At 72.1% G+C, this 14,120-nt stretch carries 28 protein-coding genes and 1 tRNA gene; 27 read left to right on the top strand and 2 right to left on the bottom strand.

Annotated elements, in window-relative coordinates; genetic code table 11:
- Nucleotides 1-20: 20 nt before the first annotated feature.
- Nucleotides 21-91, bottom strand: a tRNA-Ser gene (locus ACGFI9_RS37435).
- Between the two features lie 107 nt (nt 92-198).
- Here ACGFI9_RS37435 and ACGFI9_RS37430 point away from each other — a divergent pair.
- Nucleotides 199-1,551: a tyrosine-type recombinase/integrase gene (locus ACGFI9_RS37430; RefSeq protein ID WP_393185877.1), complete on the top strand. Its 1,353-nt coding sequence runs from the start codon at nt 199-201 to the stop codon at nt 1,549-1,551.
- Here ACGFI9_RS37430 and ACGFI9_RS37425 read toward each other — a convergent pair.
- On the bottom strand, nt 1,548-1,919 hold the full coding sequence (locus ACGFI9_RS37425) for a helix-turn-helix domain-containing protein (RefSeq protein WP_393185875.1): 372 nt from the start codon (nt 1,917-1,919) through the stop codon (nt 1,548-1,550). The two genes, ACGFI9_RS37430 and ACGFI9_RS37425, sit on opposite strands and share 4 nt — an antisense overlap.
- A gap of 169 nt (nt 1,920-2,088) precedes the next feature.
- On the opposite strand from ACGFI9_RS37425, the gene ACGFI9_RS37420 reads away from it, so the two are divergent.
- From ACGFI9_RS37420 to ACGFI9_RS37295, 26 genes are all read left to right on the top strand, one after another.
- Complete coding sequence (locus ACGFI9_RS37420; protein WP_393185873.1) at nt 2,089-2,289, top strand: helix-turn-helix domain-containing protein; 201 nt, start codon at nt 2,089-2,091, stop codon at nt 2,287-2,289.
- Nucleotides 2,286-2,573 (top strand): hypothetical protein, encoded by a 288-nt coding sequence (locus tag ACGFI9_RS37415; protein WP_393185871.1) that lies wholly within the window; start codon nt 2,286-2,288, stop codon nt 2,571-2,573. Before ACGFI9_RS37420 ends, ACGFI9_RS37415 begins: the two co-directional genes overlap by 4 nt.
- A gap of 69 nt (nt 2,574-2,642) precedes the next feature.
- Nucleotides 2,643-3,479: a hypothetical protein gene (locus ACGFI9_RS37410; RefSeq protein WP_393185869.1), complete on the top strand. Its 837-nt coding sequence runs from the start codon at nt 2,643-2,645 to the stop codon at nt 3,477-3,479.
- Nucleotides 3,476-3,859: a hypothetical protein gene (locus ACGFI9_RS37405; RefSeq protein ID WP_393185868.1), complete on the top strand. Its 384-nt coding sequence runs from the start codon at nt 3,476-3,478 to the stop codon at nt 3,857-3,859. The genes ACGFI9_RS37410 and ACGFI9_RS37405 overlap by 4 nt, the downstream gene beginning before the upstream one ends.
- Nucleotides 3,856-4,347 carry a hypothetical protein gene (locus ACGFI9_RS37400; protein ID WP_393185866.1) on the top strand — a complete coding sequence of 164 codons (492 nt, stop codon included), beginning with the start codon at nt 3,856-3,858 and terminating at the stop codon, nt 4,345-4,347. The genes ACGFI9_RS37405 and ACGFI9_RS37400 overlap by 4 nt, the downstream gene beginning before the upstream one ends.
- A complete protein-coding gene (locus ACGFI9_RS37395) occupies nt 4,344-4,703 on the top strand; it encodes a hypothetical protein (RefSeq protein ID WP_393185864.1) in 360 nt (119 codons plus the stop codon). Before ACGFI9_RS37400 ends, ACGFI9_RS37395 begins: the two co-directional genes overlap by 4 nt.
- The gene (locus ACGFI9_RS37390; RefSeq protein ID WP_393185862.1) at nt 4,700-4,831 is read left to right on the top strand and encodes a hypothetical protein; all 132 of its coding nucleotides are present in this window, start codon (nt 4,700-4,702) and stop codon (nt 4,829-4,831) included. The genes ACGFI9_RS37395 and ACGFI9_RS37390 overlap by 4 nt, the downstream gene beginning before the upstream one ends.
- Entirely contained in the window at nt 4,828-5,184 is a 357-nt protein-coding gene (locus tag ACGFI9_RS37385; protein WP_393185860.1) for a hypothetical protein, read from the top strand. The genes ACGFI9_RS37390 and ACGFI9_RS37385 overlap by 4 nt, the downstream gene beginning before the upstream one ends.
- On the top strand, nt 5,181-6,278 hold the full coding sequence (locus ACGFI9_RS37380; RefSeq protein ID WP_393185859.1) for a Rad52/Rad22 family DNA repair protein: 1,098 nt from the start codon (nt 5,181-5,183) through the stop codon (nt 6,276-6,278). Before ACGFI9_RS37385 ends, ACGFI9_RS37380 begins: the two co-directional genes overlap by 4 nt.
- Nucleotides 6,275-8,041: a UvrD-helicase domain-containing protein gene (locus tag ACGFI9_RS37375; RefSeq protein WP_393185857.1), complete on the top strand. Its 1,767-nt coding sequence runs from the start codon at nt 6,275-6,277 to the stop codon at nt 8,039-8,041. The genes ACGFI9_RS37380 and ACGFI9_RS37375 overlap by 4 nt, the downstream gene beginning before the upstream one ends.
- Nucleotides 8,034-8,294 (top strand): hypothetical protein, encoded by a 261-nt coding sequence (locus ACGFI9_RS37370; RefSeq protein WP_393185855.1) that lies wholly within the window; start codon nt 8,034-8,036, stop codon nt 8,292-8,294. The genes ACGFI9_RS37375 and ACGFI9_RS37370 overlap by 8 nt, the downstream gene beginning before the upstream one ends.
- Nucleotides 8,294-8,488 (top strand): hypothetical protein, encoded by a 195-nt coding sequence (locus tag ACGFI9_RS37365; protein ID WP_393185853.1) that lies wholly within the window; start codon nt 8,294-8,296, stop codon nt 8,486-8,488. Before ACGFI9_RS37370 ends, ACGFI9_RS37365 begins: the two co-directional genes overlap by 1 nt.
- Entirely contained in the window at nt 8,488-8,715 is a 228-nt protein-coding gene (locus tag ACGFI9_RS37360) for a hypothetical protein (protein ID WP_393185851.1), read from the top strand. Before ACGFI9_RS37365 ends, ACGFI9_RS37360 begins: the two co-directional genes overlap by 1 nt.
- The gene (locus ACGFI9_RS37355; protein WP_393185849.1) at nt 8,712-8,933 is read left to right on the top strand and encodes a hypothetical protein; all 222 of its coding nucleotides are present in this window, start codon (nt 8,712-8,714) and stop codon (nt 8,931-8,933) included. Before ACGFI9_RS37360 ends, ACGFI9_RS37355 begins: the two co-directional genes overlap by 4 nt.
- Nucleotides 8,930-9,130, top strand: a complete 201-nt coding sequence (locus ACGFI9_RS37350; RefSeq protein ID WP_393185848.1) for a hypothetical protein — start codon at nt 8,930-8,932, stop codon at nt 9,128-9,130. The genes ACGFI9_RS37355 and ACGFI9_RS37350 overlap by 4 nt, the downstream gene beginning before the upstream one ends.
- Nucleotides 9,127-9,816, top strand: a complete 690-nt coding sequence (locus ACGFI9_RS37345) for a hypothetical protein (protein ID WP_393185846.1) — start codon at nt 9,127-9,129, stop codon at nt 9,814-9,816. Before ACGFI9_RS37350 ends, ACGFI9_RS37345 begins: the two co-directional genes overlap by 4 nt.
- Nucleotides 9,813-10,136, top strand: coding sequence for a hypothetical protein (locus ACGFI9_RS37340; protein WP_393185845.1), 324 nt, complete (start codon nt 9,813-9,815; stop codon nt 10,134-10,136). The genes ACGFI9_RS37345 and ACGFI9_RS37340 overlap by 4 nt, the downstream gene beginning before the upstream one ends.
- An 82-nt stretch (nt 10,137-10,218) precedes the next feature.
- Nucleotides 10,219-11,055, top strand: coding sequence for a hypothetical protein (locus ACGFI9_RS37335; protein WP_393185843.1), 837 nt, complete (start codon nt 10,219-10,221; stop codon nt 11,053-11,055).
- A gap of 15 nt (nt 11,056-11,070) precedes the next feature.
- Nucleotides 11,071-11,253, top strand: coding sequence for a hypothetical protein (locus ACGFI9_RS37330; protein ID WP_393185841.1), 183 nt, complete (start codon nt 11,071-11,073; stop codon nt 11,251-11,253).
- The gene (locus ACGFI9_RS37325) at nt 11,253-11,534 is read left to right on the top strand and encodes a hypothetical protein (protein WP_393185839.1); all 282 of its coding nucleotides are present in this window, start codon (nt 11,253-11,255) and stop codon (nt 11,532-11,534) included. The genes ACGFI9_RS37330 and ACGFI9_RS37325 overlap by 1 nt, the downstream gene beginning before the upstream one ends.
- Nucleotides 11,531-11,752, top strand: coding sequence for a hypothetical protein (locus ACGFI9_RS37320; protein WP_393185837.1), 222 nt, complete (start codon nt 11,531-11,533; stop codon nt 11,750-11,752). Before ACGFI9_RS37325 ends, ACGFI9_RS37320 begins: the two co-directional genes overlap by 4 nt.
- On the top strand, nt 11,742-12,809 hold the full coding sequence (locus tag ACGFI9_RS37315; RefSeq protein WP_393185835.1) for a hypothetical protein: 1,068 nt from the start codon (nt 11,742-11,744) through the stop codon (nt 12,807-12,809). Before ACGFI9_RS37320 ends, ACGFI9_RS37315 begins: the two co-directional genes overlap by 11 nt.
- Nucleotides 12,806-12,991: a hypothetical protein gene (locus ACGFI9_RS37310; protein WP_393185833.1), complete on the top strand. Its 186-nt coding sequence runs from the start codon at nt 12,806-12,808 to the stop codon at nt 12,989-12,991. Before ACGFI9_RS37315 ends, ACGFI9_RS37310 begins: the two co-directional genes overlap by 4 nt.
- Nucleotides 12,988-13,221 (top strand): hypothetical protein, encoded by a 234-nt coding sequence (locus tag ACGFI9_RS37305; RefSeq protein ID WP_393185831.1) that lies wholly within the window; start codon nt 12,988-12,990, stop codon nt 13,219-13,221. The genes ACGFI9_RS37310 and ACGFI9_RS37305 overlap by 4 nt, the downstream gene beginning before the upstream one ends.
- Nucleotides 13,218-13,427 (top strand): hypothetical protein, encoded by a 210-nt coding sequence (locus tag ACGFI9_RS37300; protein WP_393185829.1) that lies wholly within the window; start codon nt 13,218-13,220, stop codon nt 13,425-13,427. Before ACGFI9_RS37305 ends, ACGFI9_RS37300 begins: the two co-directional genes overlap by 4 nt.
- Nucleotides 13,428-13,435: 8 nt before the next feature.
- The gene (locus tag ACGFI9_RS37295) at nt 13,436-14,119 is read left to right on the top strand and encodes a hypothetical protein (protein WP_393185828.1); all 684 of its coding nucleotides are present in this window, start codon (nt 13,436-13,438) and stop codon (nt 14,117-14,119) included.
- Nucleotide 14,120: the final 1 nt, after the last annotated feature.

Below are 14,120 nucleotides of genomic sequence, written 5' to 3'. Positions count from 1 at the left end.
TAGCCCGGCGAAAGGCTATGTGGCCAGGGGCGGGGTCGAACCGCCGACCTTCCGATTTTCAGTCTGCCCCGGCCAGTGATCACGACCTGTCGGTGTCCGATTCTGCCCCGATTTGGCGTGTGCGATCCGCACCGACCGTCACCGGAAAACACCGGTCCAACCCTTGCCGCTGTCCCCATGGGGACATAGGTTCCCGCCATGGCCTCGATCGAGAAGCACGGCCCATCCTGGCGCGTCGTCTGGCGCTACCAGGGCCGCAAGCAGCGTACGACGTGGCCGACCGAAGACCTTGCCGAAGAGGCCAAGCGCATCGTCGAGGGTTACCGCGGCAACCGCACCGCGGAGCAGGTCTACATCGACATGGGCGTCCTCGACCCGGACGCCGGCCCGACCGTGCCGACCTTCGAGGAGTACGCGGAGAAGTGGCTGCCGGCCAAGACCGGCATCACCCCCGGCACCCGCGCCGGCTACAAATCCCAGCTGGACAACCGCATCAACCCCGCCTTCGGCAAGCGGCGGATGGATCGGATCACCGCCACCGACATCGGCACGCTGCTCAACCAGCTCCACGACCCCGAGGACGACGAGCCGGGCCTCAAGAACACGACCGTCACCCGCTACTTCACCCTGATCAACCAGATCTTCGAGGCGGCCCTCAGGGACAAGGTCATCACCGACAACCCGGCGGAAGGCGTCCGCTACAAGCGGGACCAGGTCGAGCACGACGACACCGGCGAGCCAACCCAGGTCCGGCTCACCCCGGCCGAGTACAAGATCCTGCTCCGCGCGTTCGCCCCCGAGGACCGGCCGCTCGTCGAGCTGCTCGCGGCCACCGGCGCCCGCTGGTCGGAGGCGACCGCGCTGAGCGTCGGGCACATCCGGCCGGCCACGAAGCCCGGCGCCAAAGATCGGGTGCGGATCTGGCGGGCCTGGAAGCGGGACGGCAAGGGCGGCTGGTACCTCGGCACCACGAAGGGCCGCCGGCGCCGCGAGGTGCCCGTACGAGCCAGCCTGATGACCACCCTCAAGCCGCGGATGGCCGACCGGCCGGACGATGCTTTCCTTATTACTGCACCAGGCGGAGGCCCGGTCCACTACTCCAACTTCTTGCAGCGCCGCTGGAACCCCGCCCTGGCGCGGGCGATGCGCTGCCCTGAGCACCCGCCGCCGGACCGTGGCGGCCCCCGGGACGAACCTGGCCGCCGCCGCTGCCGTGACTACGGGGGCACGAACGACCAGGGCAAGCCGTGCGGCGCGATCACCGCAGCCGGGATGACCCGGTGCCACAGCCACATGGGTCCGGCGCCCGATGCGGTGTCGACCTGCGACTGTCCCGGGGTGCTGCGCCGCCGGCCCACCCCGCACGACCTTCGGCACACGCACGCGGCATGGCTGTTCTCGGATCGCCGGATGACGCCGTTGGCCATCTCGCGGCGGCTGGGGCACGCGCAGTTGTCGACGACGTCCGAGATCTACGGGGACCTGATGCCGGAGGCCGAAGAGGCCGCGGTTGACGCGCTGGACGACCTCCTGAACGACGACCAGGACTAGCTGTCGCCGCGGTTGGCGCGAGCGAACAGGTCGTGCAGCCGGAGCATGGCCTCCCGCTGCTCCTCGTTGTAAGTCGGGTCGCGGAGGATCGCCTCCCGCGCGTCGGCCGCCTCGGTGTCCACTTCACCCTGCTCGTCGGCGGGCGGGACGATCCCAGCCAGCTCGTACGCCTCAGCGCGGGGGATGTCGAGAGCATCGGCGAGCGCGGAGATGGTGCCGGCCTCGACGCGCGTGCGGGTCCCCAAGTCCTTGATCGTGTTCCGGGAGACGCCTGACCGGCGGTGCAGCTCGGAGTCCGTCCACTCGCGGTTGGCCTGTTCGGTCTTCATTCGCCGCCAGAAGTTGTACGCCGGACCCCGCTCAGCCATGTAGCAGGTTGTAGCACGGGGCGACGTATTGGACATAGCAAGAGTCGCCAACTTAAGCCATCGCACAACTTCCGGCGCGCCTGCTGCTTCATGTTGCTTCGTCTTGCTCCGTCAGTTACCGTGAGGATCGCACAACGTGCAGCATGACGGAGCAGCATGGAGGCGTCGCGTGGAAGAGCAGTTCCTGACTGTCGATGAAGTCGCCGCGCGGCTGCGGGTGTCCCGCTGGAGCGTCGGCCGCTACATCAAGTCCGGCGCGCTCAAGGCCACCAAGGCGGCCGGCCCGAACGGGGCCGTGCGGATCCCTCTCAGCAGCTACGTCGCGTACATCGAGGCCCACACCGTCACCGCGGAAGAGAGGACGCGATGACCACGACCCCCCTCGCCCTGCCCGGGCTGACGCCGCTCAAGGAGGTGGCAGGTCGGCTCGGCATCCCCGAGCGCCGGCTCCGCGAGCGGGCCGCGGCCCGCCAGTTCACCCACGTGCGGATCGGCAAGGAGCGGTACCTGACCGACGACCAGCTGGAGGCGTTCCTCGCCACCTACACGGTCGGTCGGACCGCCCCGAAGAAGACCGACCGCGACAAGGCCCTGGAGCAGACCCGGGAGCGCCTGTCCCGCCAGCAGGGCCGTCAGCGCCGCGTCGCGGCCTGAACGAACGAAGCCCCCGCTGCAACGGGGGCTCCCCACCCGGACACCAACCCGATCAAGCAAGGAGTCCAGATGTCCACCAAGACTACCGAACAGCTCGACCCCGAGGCCCCGCGCGACTGGCACTTCACCTTCGGTGCCCGCCAGCGCTTCGACGGCCGCTACGTCACCATCCACGGCACGCACGGCGAGGCCCGGGCGGAGATGATCCGCCACTTCGGCACCGCCTGGTGCGCCATGTACGACGCCACCCGCCCGGCCGACGTCACCAAGTTCCCGACCGGCCTGAGCAACCTGCCCCGCGCCGAGTGGCCGGACCCGACCCGGCCCACCGTCCTCGAGTTCGGCTCGTTCGGCATCTTCATCCCGACCAGCTGCATCGACACGCCCGCCACGGCCACCGAGATCTTCGAGGCGATCGGGGACGAGCTGACCTCCGCCGGCTACAACCTCGACACCATCGCCCTCCAGTTCACCGACAGCGGCCACGCCGTGGAGGTGGTCGACGACGGGGCACTCCTCGGCCTCGTCAGGATCAGCCAGCGGGAGCCGGACTACTGGCTGACCCTCGCCGACGAGCTCCGCAAGGCCGCCGACATGGTCGCCACCCTCGCCGGTACCGGCAGCAAGCCCTACCGGGTGGCCCTCTGGATCAACGCCGCCCTCACCAAGAAGGACGCGGACACCGCCGTGCCGATCGTCGACGCGGTCACCGCCGCGCTCGGCATGACCGCCGAGGCCAAGCAGGTCGGCAGCACGTGGGAATACGGGGCCAGCGAGGAGCGCGGCGACCTGAAGGTCTGGGTCGACACGCCTATCCCGTCGCCGGAAGACAACCGGGTCGCCGAGCTGGAGCAGCAGCTGGAGCAGCTGCGTGCGCAGCTCGCGCAGGGCGGTGCCGCGCGATGACGCAGCCGACCCCCGCGAACCCGTTCCCGCAGCCCGTGGAGCTGCCCAACCCGCCCACCGTCGCCGACGACCCCACCGGTCTGACCCACGACCGCGGCGACCTCGACGAGACCATCCCCGTGCCGGACGGCGTGGAGACCATCCCCGTCGGTACCCGCCACACGCTGACCGTGCCGGACCTCGGCTGCGGGCACCTGCCCGGCGAGTGCCCCAACGACGCCGAGTGCGCCTACTGGCGGGGCGTTCTGACCGGCGAGTACCCGCCGCCGGAGGCGTACATGGCCGAGGTCATCTCCCTGCCGCCGTTCAACCTGCGGGAGCTGGCCGAGCAGCACATCACCGCCGCCGAGCTCGAGCGGCGAGAGCGGGGTGCGGCATGAGCCTCCACCCGACCAAGACCCGGATCGCCCTGCTCAACGCGGTCCGCGTCGGCCACGTCCGGTACGGCAGGGGCCCCGACGGTGTGCCCGGCCGGCGCCGCGAGCCCGGAGCGTGGAACATCCACGACCCGTTCCGTGGCCCGCAGAAGGTCACCGCCGCCATCGCTGAGATGGAACGTGCCGGCTGGGTCGAGCGCCCGGACCGTACCGCGGAATGGCAGCTCACCCCGCTCGGCCGCGCCGTCCACGGCGTCCGCCTCATGGACTACGGCACCCACGCCGTCGCCGAGACCGGCCCGGTCGACGACCCGACCGTGCTCGGCGAGATGCGCCCCGACCTGGCCGACCCGGGCCGCTGGGTGGTCTTGGTCGGCGCGGACGCGGCCACCGGCCTGCGTCGGCAGCTCGCGGTCGCCTCGCTGCGCGGCATGGCCACGGCCGCCCTGGTCGACCTGATCACGGACGACATCACGGCAGGTGCCCGATGATCCGCACCGCCGCGCAGATCCTCGCCGACATCCGCACCCAGGACGGCGACGACGAGCAGGCGGCCACTCCCCGGCCGGTCGACGTACCCCGCCGTCGGCGCGGCGTCGTCGACCTCGACGCCGGCATCGGCCGCCTGCTCGTCGGCTACGACAACATCCACCGCCACGCCCAGGTGTGGATCGGCGAGGCGCCGCCGGAGGAGCCCCTGCCGGCGCGGCCGTCCCCGCTGCGGCAGGGCTGCCCGAGCGAGGGCCAGTACCGGCGGCACCTCCAGGCGGGCGAGAAGTGCACGGCGTGCCGGGAGCACGTCCACCAGCTGGAGAAGAAGCGGCGTGCGAGGCGGGGTGGCTGGTGACCGACAGCCTGCGCGCCGCCGCCGTCCTCGCCGCCATCGTCCTCACCTGCCTGCTGCTCTGGGCGCTCACCATCGGCGCGCTCTGGGCGGTGTGGCAGCTCCTCCTCATCCTCAGGAGCCTCGCGTGACACCGATCCGTGACCAGATCATCGACATCCTCGCCCCGCACGCGGCCGGCTGCCAGGACGCCGACTGCTCGATGTGCGACGACGCCATGAAGCGCGCCGACCTCGTCCTGGCCGCCATCGCCACCTGGATGACCGAGCCCGGCCACGACTTCCGGCTCAGCCTGGCGCTGGCCGAGGCCGCCCCGGGCCGCTTCGACTACGGCGTGCACGGCGACGCCGAGCTGACCGACGCCGCGATGGCCGTCGCCGCCGAGCTGGCCAAGGCGCTGCGGCCCGCGCAGCCCGAACCCGACACCGCCGACCGGCCGGCCGTCGCCGACCGGTACGCCGTCCTCGCCGGAGGTGGACTGTGACCACCACTAACGACCTACGGCCCCAGCTGCGGCTGACCGCCGAGCAACACCAGCTCCTCCTCCAGCCGCTGCACCGTAGCCGCGTCGGCAAGAACCCCAAGGGGTTCTCCCACCTGGAGGCATGGGACATCCGCCGCTGGCTGATCCGCGTCTTCGGCTTCGGCGGCTACAAGATCGAAAACAGGATCGAGCTGGTCAAGGAGATCGAGTCCCCGCCCGGATCGATCAAGTACCGCAACGGCGGCTCCAACGAGAAGACCGTCTGGACCGTCGTCTACCGCGCAGAGGTGCGGCTGACCGTCTTCGACCAGTACGGCGGCTGCGCCGTTTTCGAGGACGTCGCCTGCGGTGACTCCAGCAACCAGCCGTCCCTGGGCGACTGCCACGACAACGCCATCAAGACCGCCGTGTCGCAGGGCCTGAAGCGGTGCGCCGTCAACCTCGGCGACCAGTTCGGCCTTGGCCTCTACAACGACGGCGGCTTGGACGCGGTCGTAGTCCGGACCGTTGTCGGGCCGATGGTCGCCGACGCCGCTCCGCCGCCGATGTCCGTGGAGGACGCCCCGGTCCGCCCGGAGCCCGGCTCCGCCCCGGCCGCCGAGGAGCACCACCAGGAGCAGGCGCAGCAGGCCCGCCCCGTGTCCGAGCCGCCGGCCGCCGAGCCGCGGCCCGCTCCGACCGCAGTCGGCGTCCGGGACTGGACGCTCCACGCGGATCGTACCGCCGACGGCATCCGCAAGGCCGCCGCAAAGCTCCTCCAGGAGCACCCGGCCATCGCCGCCGAGCGGGTCACCAACGAGCACGGCGACGACGAGCAACTGTCCGTCCTGATGGAGCGGCGGGCGAAGGAGCTGGACCCGAAGCCCGCCGCCGCGCAGCCCACGGAGCACGAGGAGCGCCGCCGCAAGCGCATGTTCGCCCTGCTCAACGAGCTGGGCTACGGGGAGCAGGCGAAGTACCGGGAGGTCCTCGCCAAGGTCCTCAAGCGGCCCATCGAGTCGTCCAAGGACTTGACCTCCGGTGACGTCGAGGACGTGATCGCGGCCCTGGAGCAGCGCAAGCGCCAGCTGGCGAGGCAGGGGGCGCAGGCATGAGCCACAAGCCCACCGTCGAGCAGCAGGCCGTGATCGACGCCTTCGTGGCCGGGGACTCCCTGGTCACGGTCGCGGTCGCCGGCGCCGGCAAGACGACCACCCTCCGCATGTCCGCCGAGGCCCGGCTCGACCGTCAGCCCACCTTCCGGGGCCTGTACGTCGCGTACAACTCGGCGCTGGCCAAGGAGGCCCGCGCCGCGTTCCCCGCCGGGGTCGACTGCCGCACCGCCCACAGCGTGGCGTTCGCGAGCCACGGCCGGGACCTGGCGCACCGGCTCGATGCGCCCCGCATGCCCGGCAAGAAGGCCGCCGAGCTGATGTACGCCGGGGGCCGCTACCCGGAGACCCGGGTGCTGAACTCGCCGGTCGAGGTCGCCACCGACGTGATCCTCACCCCGGCCCAGGTCGCACGGCTGGCGCTGACCACGGTGGAGCGGTACTGCCAGTCCGACGCGGACGAGATCGGCCCGGAGCACGTGCCCGTGGTCAACGGGGTGACCGACCGGTACGCCCGCGAGGCCCTCGCCAGCATCGTTGTGCCGATCGCGGGCATGGCGTGGAGGGACCTGACGCACCCGCGCGGCAAGCTCCGCTTCCAGCCGGACGTCTACCTGAAGATGTGGGCGCTGTCCCGGCCCCGCATCGCGGCGGACGCGATCCTGTTCGACGAGGCGCAGGACGCCAACCCGGTGCTGTCGCGGGTGCTGCGCGACCAGAAGCACACGCAGCTGGTGGCGGTCGGCGACCCGTACCAGCAGCTGTACGCGTGGCGGGGCGCGGTGGACGCCCTCGCCACCTGGCCCGCCGATCAACGGCTCACCCTCGCCCAGTCCTTCCGGTTCGGGCCGGCCGTCGCCGACCGGGCGAACGAGTGGCTCGCGCTGCTCGGCGCCGAGCAGCGCGTCATCGGCTTCGACCGCATCTCCTCCACGGTGGCGCCGCTGGAGGCGGCCGACGCGATCCTGTGCCGGTCCAACGCCGGCGCGATGGCCCGCGTCATGGAGCACGTGGCCGCGGGCCGGCGCGTGCACCTGGTGGGCGGGGCGAGCGACATCAAGCGGTTCGCGCAGGCCGCGCTGCGGCTGATGAACGGCGAGCGGGCTGACCACCCGGAGCTGATCGCGTTCGACTCGTGGGAGGCCGTACGGGAGTACGCCGCCATGGACGACGGCGCGAACCTCGCCACGATCGTCAAGCTCGTCGACGAGCACGGCCCGGACAAGATCATGCGAGTCGCCGATTCGCTCGCCACCGAGGCCGCGGCCGAGGTGACGGTGTCGACGGCGCACAAGTCCAAGGGCCGCCAGTGGTCGACGGTGAAGATCGGTGACGACTTCCGGGAGCCGTTCCCCCGTGAGTGGCCCCCGGGCTCGGGGCGCCGCGCTGTCGTCCTGGACGCGTCGGAGCTGATGCTCCTGTACGTCGGGGTCACCCGCGCGGTGAACACGCTGGACGACTACTCGACGCGGTGGGCAGGGGACCTGCACAGCTACGGGGTTCCGGTGCTGGTGCGAGGTGCCCCGTCGCAGCCGAAGAGCCCGTCGCAGCCGGAGCAGCTGGTGGCGAAGCACCACCCGCCGGCCGCGATCCTGCCGGACGCCCCGGACCCACTCGCCGACCTGGTCGACCTGGCAGATGAGCTGACCGGCCCGACGCCGGCGCCCGGGATGGGCTGCACGGGCAAGCGGCCGTGCTTCCTGTGCGACCCCACGGTCCGCGCCACCTGGCCGGAGCCGGTCACCGCGGGAGCGTCTCGTGGCTGACGTCATCCAGTTCCCCGGGGCCGGCGTGGTGCCGGCCCCGGGGCCCCGGGCGGTCCCCGCCGACCTCGACGCCATGGGCGAGCGGTACATCGCCTACTGCGAGGCCCGCGACAGCGGCCGGGAGCAGGACGCGGACAAGCTCGCCCGCGCGGTCGCCGACGACGTCCCGGCCTGGCTCGGCGAGGTCACCCGCGTCGAGGCCCTCCGCCAGGAGCTGGCCGCCGAGATCGACCGGCTGACCGGAGGCGCGTGATGGGCGCGAAGTCCCTGAACAACCTCGGCCGGCAGCGGGCAGCCGTGCCGACCGTCATCGGCCGCTGCAAGGTCTACGGCGACCCGATCCGCACCGGTGACGACACGGTGTGGCTGACCGACCCGATGGGCCTGTCCCACCGGGAGTGCAAGGCCAAGGCCGACGAGCTTGCCCAGATGAAGGGCGGCGCGTGATGGCCAACAAGCAGCCGGACTGGACCGGCTACTGCGACGCCCACGGCAAGCGCCTCTTCTCCAGCCGGAAGCGGGCCCGCAAGCAGATCCGCGAGCACCGCAACGGCAAGGGGATGCGCGAGTACCCCTGCACCCTCGTCGACGGCCACTTCCACATCGGCCATCTCCCGCGAGAGGTGCGCAGGGGCTACAAGACCGTGGCCGAGGTGCACGGGAGGAAACGATGACCGGCCGCACCCGGCCGCGGCCTCGCCGCGCTCGCCAGACCGTCAAGTCACGGCTCGCCCCGTGCGTCTACCGGGCCGACCACACCATGCCCGACCCGGTCGATCCAGCCCACCCGCTGTGCGTCTGCGGCCTGGCGTGGCGGCACCCCCGGCACACCCTGCCGGACACCAGCGTGGCCCAGGCCGAGCACCTCCGACGGATCGGAGACGACCTGTGATCGGCCAGTGGATCGGCGCGAGCATCCTCCTCGGCCGCCCCGTCCCCACCGACCAGCCGTATCCGCACATCTGCGGGTCGGTGATGGCCGCCGGGCTGATGACGGGCCGGCCGGTCCGGATCGGTCACCGCGACTGCGCAGCGTGCGCCCAGATCGCCGCCGCAGCCGACGTCCAGACTCGGGGAGGCGACCGGTGAGCCGCCCGGCCCGCGACCGGGGCCGCATCAGCCCCGACTGCACTGCGACCTTCCACGGCACCGACTCCGCCTACCGGTACGGCTGCCGCTGCCCACACGCCCGCGAGCACAAGCGCATCCGCGTGAAGCGCTGGCGTGAAGGCCGATCCGTCGCCCGCCGTGTCGACGGCACCGGCACCCGCCGCCGCCTGCAAGCCCTGACGGTCCTCGGCTGGCGGTGGCAGGACATCGGCGACCGGATGGGAGTCACCCGGGAGGCAGTGCAGCACACGGCGGCATCCTCCGGCCTGGTCGAGCTGGCCACGGTCGCCCGGGTGAAGGCCGTCTACCGGGACCTGTCGACCCGGCCGGGCCCGTCGCCGATCACCGCCGCCCGAGCCGCTGCGAAGGGCTGGCACGGTCCCCTCGCCTGGGCCGACATCGACGACCCCACCTGCCAACCCGACACCACCGGCCCGGACGCGCCTGTCGTCGACGAGTGGGCCGTGGGCGAGGCATTAGCCGGGCGGCTGCCGTCGTCGCGGCTGACCGACGTCGACCTCATGGAGGCGATGCGCCGGCTCCTCGAGGAGGGGCTGAGCGAGGGGCAGGCCCGCTACCGGCTCCGGTTGACCAACGCGCACGCCCGGCGCGTGATCCGGGCCGTCCGATCCGCCGCTACGACCGAGGAGACCCGAGCAGCATGACCACCACAACCCTTCCCCGACTGCCCCGCGAGCTCCTGCCGTCCCTAACCGTCGCCGTCCCTGTTCGCAAGGACCACCCCGGGTTGACCGCGCACCGCGTGGAGCGGGTCTACGACGGCAAGCGCACCGCCGGCCAGCTCACCTGGCAGAACAACAAGGGCGACGTCCTGATCGTTCCCGCCTGCCTGCCGAAGGGCCAGGTGCCGGACGTGCCGCACCACGAGCTGTCCGCGCCGATGGCCGACCACCTGGGCGCCGCAGCCTGCACCGCCAAAGCCTGCACCGCCAAAGCCTGCTTCCCCAACGCGAAGCCCCGCTGACCTGGCGGGCCGGGCTTCCCTACCGCGAGGCCCGGCCCGCCACCCCCGAACCATCCCGTAACCCCAGGAAGGCGCGGACCGGATGTACCAGCTCGTTGCCGAGGTCCTCGACCACGCACCCGCCAACCTCACCGCAGCCGAGGTCCTCATCCTCGTCGCTATCGGCGAGGACACCCGGGTCCGTGGCGAGCACCGCGAGATACCCGTCGAGGACCTCGCACGGCGAGCCCGGCTCGACCGCCGCGGCCTCCGCATGGCCGTCACCCGGCTCGCGAAGCACGGCATCACGGTCCGCGTCGCCCTGGGCGTCGACCGCCGCGGCAAGCCCCTCTACGCCGTGCCCGGCAAGTCGCCCCGCTGGGTGCTGCCGGCCTTCCCGCCCCCGCCCGGCTGCGGATGCCGCAGTTGCCGACAAGGGGGAGAGGAAATTCCCCCTGAAGGAGGCACCACAGCTCCCCCTACCGAAAACCCGCAGGTCAGCAAGGAGGCACCACAGCTCCCCCATGCGGAGAAGGAGGAACCACAGCTCCGTCAGGAGGAACCAGGGTTCCGTCAGGCGGAACCACAGCTCCGTCAGCCTGACGCCACAGTTCCCCCATCTCCGTACGTAGCCGAACCCGTCATCTATCAACGGCCACCGACCGTCGCCTACCTCCTCGACCACGGGGCCGCGGATGACGACGAAGCCCACCTCCTGATCAAGGCGATCAAGACGCGCTTCGCCCCGCGCAGCGTCGGCGCCTACATCCGGTCGCTGCCCGATGACGACCTGGCCGAGCTGCTTGACGAGATCCGCACCGACCGCCGCCCCGCCAGCAGCCTGCCGCCCCAGTGCGGCCAGTGCGGACCCAACCGGCAGATCGAGATCGACGGCCGGATCCGCCGATGCCCCACCTGCCACCCCCTCGCCGCCGCCTGAAGGGAGACCACCCTCGTGGACCGCCCGGCCCCGCCGCACTCCGACGCCCTCAACCGCATGGTCGGCATCACCCCACCGCCGGCTGAGGTCGTGCCAGAGGCGGACATCGTCGACCCGGTCGAGTACGAGCAGCGCCGGATCGAGCTCCGCCGCAAGGCCGCCGCCCGATCCCGGGCCCGCCGAATGGCGGCCGCCTGATGGCCAGGACCGGCACCGTCTACCTCCTCCACTTCGACCAGCCCTACCAGCACGCCAAGCACTACATCGGCTGGACCGACGACCTGGACACCCGCCTCGCCGACCACGCCGCCGGCCGCGGCGCCCGCCTCATGGCCGTCATCACCGCCGCCGGCATCACCTTCCGCCTCGCCCGCACCTGGACCGGCACCCGAGCCCGCGAACGCCAGCTGAAGCGGCAGGGCGGCGCCTCCCGCTGCTGCCCGCTCTGCGGAGTCCGACCCCGCCAGAGCGCGTCATGACCGCCCCGGCGTACCGGCACCTGGCCCCGGGCATGAAACGCGCCTGCGCGTCCGCCCAGGAAGCCATACGCCGCGCCCAGGCCCACATCCCGCCGCCCCCGCCCGCCACCGACCCAAACGACCCGTGGAACGGCAGCTGGCCACCCAGCCCCCAGGCATGGCGTACCCGCTGCCGACAGATCCGCGAAGAGATCGAGGAGACCCGCCGTGCCCGCTGACCACGTCAGCCCCGACGCCCAAGCCACCATCGACGCAGTCCTCGCAGCAAACCCCGGCATCCTCCAGCCCCGCGACCCGAACCGGCCTGAGCCGCACTGGCGCGACATGCAGCATGAGATGCAGGAGGACAGCATCTTCCCCTACGACGAGATCGACCAGCAGCGCGCACGCGCCGAAGCCGCCGAACAGGAGCTCACCGAGGCCCGCGCCGAGCTGGAGCGCCTTGCCGAAGACCGGCACAAGCTCGCCCGCCTCGACGAAATCCGAGCCACCTACGACCAAGCCCGTGAAGGACTCGCGAAGTACCGCGACGAACTCACCGCCCACCACGCCGAGCTGCACACCAAGCTCAACGCCACCGAGAACGACCTCCGCAGCGCCAACCGCGCCGTACAAGAGTTCGCCGCCCAGGCAGAGCGCAACCGCCACACCATCGCCGCCCTCGTCGCCGCTGCCCCAGCCGCCGACCACGCCCACCGCCAGCTCCGCGCCATCCGTGAAGCCCGAGCACACCGCTGCGACACCCACTGCACCGAAGGCGGCTGCGACTTCGACCTCGCCGCCTTCGTCGACCGCGTCGACGAGATCCTCAACGACCAGGACGACGCACCGCCGTCGGGCCTCGGTTCCCCACGTCGCGCGCAGGAGGACCCGGCGACTGCCCGCCGCCGGCACGCCCTCGCGTTCAACGCCCTCAGCCGCGTCCTCGCCGAGCGCCGGGAGTTCGTGCGGCTGTCGACCCGGAAGCGGTGCGCTGAGGCCGTCCTGGCTGCTCTGGACGCCGACCGGCAGGAGATCCGTGGGGAGCACGGTCCGGAGATCCCCGCCGAGCAGCTGCCCGTCTCCAGCGTCATCGCCGTCTCCAACAAGTTCGCCCGGGCCGCCGACAGCCAGCCCCGGTACGCCCGCGCGGCCGGCCACCCCGCCGGCGGGGACTGGGTGCGCTTGCGTACCGGCAGCGGGCGCACGTACGAGGGCTACCGCGCCGCGGCCTGCCCCGGCGATGGTGTTGCTGGCCATCAGCACGACATCCGTTGCGTCAACGAGCCGTCGTGATCCGCCGTCTCCTGCTCGCCGCCGGCGCCGCATACGTGGCGCTGGCGGCAGCCATCCTCGGACTCTCCGCCGCCCTCGACATCCACTGGGACCCCCAGATGGCCGTCATCGAAGCCGTCTGCGCCGTGTTCCTCGGCCAGTACCTCCTCGTTGCCTGGCTCCTCACCCGGAGGCACCGATGACCAAAGCCCGCGCCGCCAACCGCCGCGACCAGGCCGTCACCGCCCTCGCCACACCCGGACTCGCCACCAACCCGCTCTCCCGGGCCTGCCCGAAGTGCGAGGCCCAGCCGTGGAAGCCCTGCCGCCGCTGGATCTCCGGCCGGATCTGCGGTGAGGACATCGGCGGCGGCTACTGGCGGACGTTGAAGCAGGTCCACGCCGAGCGCAAGCAGCAGCGGAGACAGCGGTGACCCAGATGCTCACCCGCAGCCAAGTCGCCCAGATCATCGGCCACACCACCGGCCACGTCCCCAGCTGGACCGCCGCCCAAGGCATCACCGGCGTCCCCGTCAGCGGCCAAACCCTCTACCGGGCCGACGACATCGCCAACGCCCTCCAGGCCCCACAGCTGCGCCTGGACCGCTTCATCCGCAACCCGCTCAACCGCCTCACCTGAGGAGCACCGTGACCCCGCACCACCACTGGGCCCAGTCCGCAGCCTGGTCCCTCGACGCCGCCCTCCTCGCCCTGGACGCCCGCGCCGTCATCGAGGCCCGCGCCATCCGCGCCCAACAGGAAGCCGCAGCCGAGCCCCTCCGCTCCCCGAGCTGGGGCAGCCGGCGCGCCCTCGGCGGCCACGGCGACCCCACCGGCGACGCCCTCCTCACCATCGGCACCGCCCGGCCCAACCGCTACGCCGACCTCGCTGCCGACGTCCAGGAGCAGCTGCACGGCGTCAGCCACCACCTTCCCGGCGACAGCTTCAACCCGCTCTATCGCATCCGCGAGGCCCTGCCCGCCTTCAGCCCGGGTACTGCGCACGCCACCTGGCGGCTCCTCGACCGCCTCGACGGCCGGGTACGCCGCACTCGCGGCCTCGACATCCCCTCCGGGCGCCGGCACCTCGTCGACGTCGCATGCCCGGTCTGCGCGGGCCGGGCCCTGTACGTCCAGACCGCCGGCCCCGAGAGCGACTGGACCGTGGTCTGTGCGGGGTCGTGGCGGGACGGCCGGGACAACCCGTGCCTCTGCGTCGGCGAGGGCTGCCCGTGTGGGATGGACGGGGCGGTGGAGGGTGTCGTCCACATCTGGCTGCGGCATGTCGTCCTCGGCGCGGTCGCGGGGGCCGCGCCGGCTGGCACCAAGTGAT

It is taken from the genome of Micromonospora sp. NPDC048930, from assembly GCF_043197935.1.
Lineage (GTDB): Bacteria > Actinomycetota > Actinomycetes > Mycobacteriales > Micromonosporaceae > Micromonospora.
The sequence above is the reverse complement of the archived record's forward strand: the minus strand, read 5'-3'. Positions and strand labels throughout refer to the sequence as shown.

Bases quoted from the DNA above. Each gene is read 5' to 3' on its own strand.
- ACGFI9_RS37430 (WP_393185877.1), top strand. From the start codon at position 199: ATGGCCTCGATCGAGAAGCACGGCCCATCCTGGCGCGTCGTCTGGCGC.
- ACGFI9_RS37425 (WP_393185875.1), bottom strand. From the start codon at position 1,919: ATGGCTGAGCGGGGTCCGGCGTACAACTTCTGGCGGCGAATGAAGACC.
- ACGFI9_RS37415 (WP_393185871.1), top strand. From the start codon at position 2,286: ATGACCACGACCCCCCTCGCCCTGCCCGGGCTGACGCCGCTCAAGGAG.
- ACGFI9_RS37410 (WP_393185869.1), top strand. From the start codon at position 2,643: ATGTCCACCAAGACTACCGAACAGCTCGACCCCGAGGCCCCGCGCGAC.
- ACGFI9_RS37405 (WP_393185868.1), top strand. From the start codon at position 3,476: ATGACGCAGCCGACCCCCGCGAACCCGTTCCCGCAGCCCGTGGAGCTG.
- ACGFI9_RS37400 (WP_393185866.1), top strand. From the start codon at position 3,856: ATGAGCCTCCACCCGACCAAGACCCGGATCGCCCTGCTCAACGCGGTC.
- ACGFI9_RS37395 (WP_393185864.1), top strand. From the start codon at position 4,344: ATGATCCGCACCGCCGCGCAGATCCTCGCCGACATCCGCACCCAGGAC.
- ACGFI9_RS37375 (WP_393185857.1), top strand. From the start codon at position 6,275: ATGAGCCACAAGCCCACCGTCGAGCAGCAGGCCGTGATCGACGCCTTC.
- ACGFI9_RS37365 (WP_393185853.1), top strand. From the start codon at position 8,294: ATGGGCGCGAAGTCCCTGAACAACCTCGGCCGGCAGCGGGCAGCCGTG.
- ACGFI9_RS37360 (WP_393185851.1), top strand. From the start codon at position 8,488: ATGGCCAACAAGCAGCCGGACTGGACCGGCTACTGCGACGCCCACGGC.
- ACGFI9_RS37355 (WP_393185849.1), top strand. From the start codon at position 8,712: ATGACCGGCCGCACCCGGCCGCGGCCTCGCCGCGCTCGCCAGACCGTC.
- ACGFI9_RS37340 (WP_393185845.1), top strand. From the start codon at position 9,813: ATGACCACCACAACCCTTCCCCGACTGCCCCGCGAGCTCCTGCCGTCC.
- ACGFI9_RS37335 (WP_393185843.1), top strand. From the start codon at position 10,219: ATGTACCAGCTCGTTGCCGAGGTCCTCGACCACGCACCCGCCAACCTC.
- ACGFI9_RS37325 (WP_393185839.1), top strand. From the start codon at position 11,253: ATGGCCAGGACCGGCACCGTCTACCTCCTCCACTTCGACCAGCCCTAC.
- ACGFI9_RS37320 (WP_393185837.1), top strand. From the start codon at position 11,531: ATGACCGCCCCGGCGTACCGGCACCTGGCCCCGGGCATGAAACGCGCC.
- ACGFI9_RS37305 (WP_393185831.1), top strand. From the start codon at position 12,988: ATGACCAAAGCCCGCGCCGCCAACCGCCGCGACCAGGCCGTCACCGCC.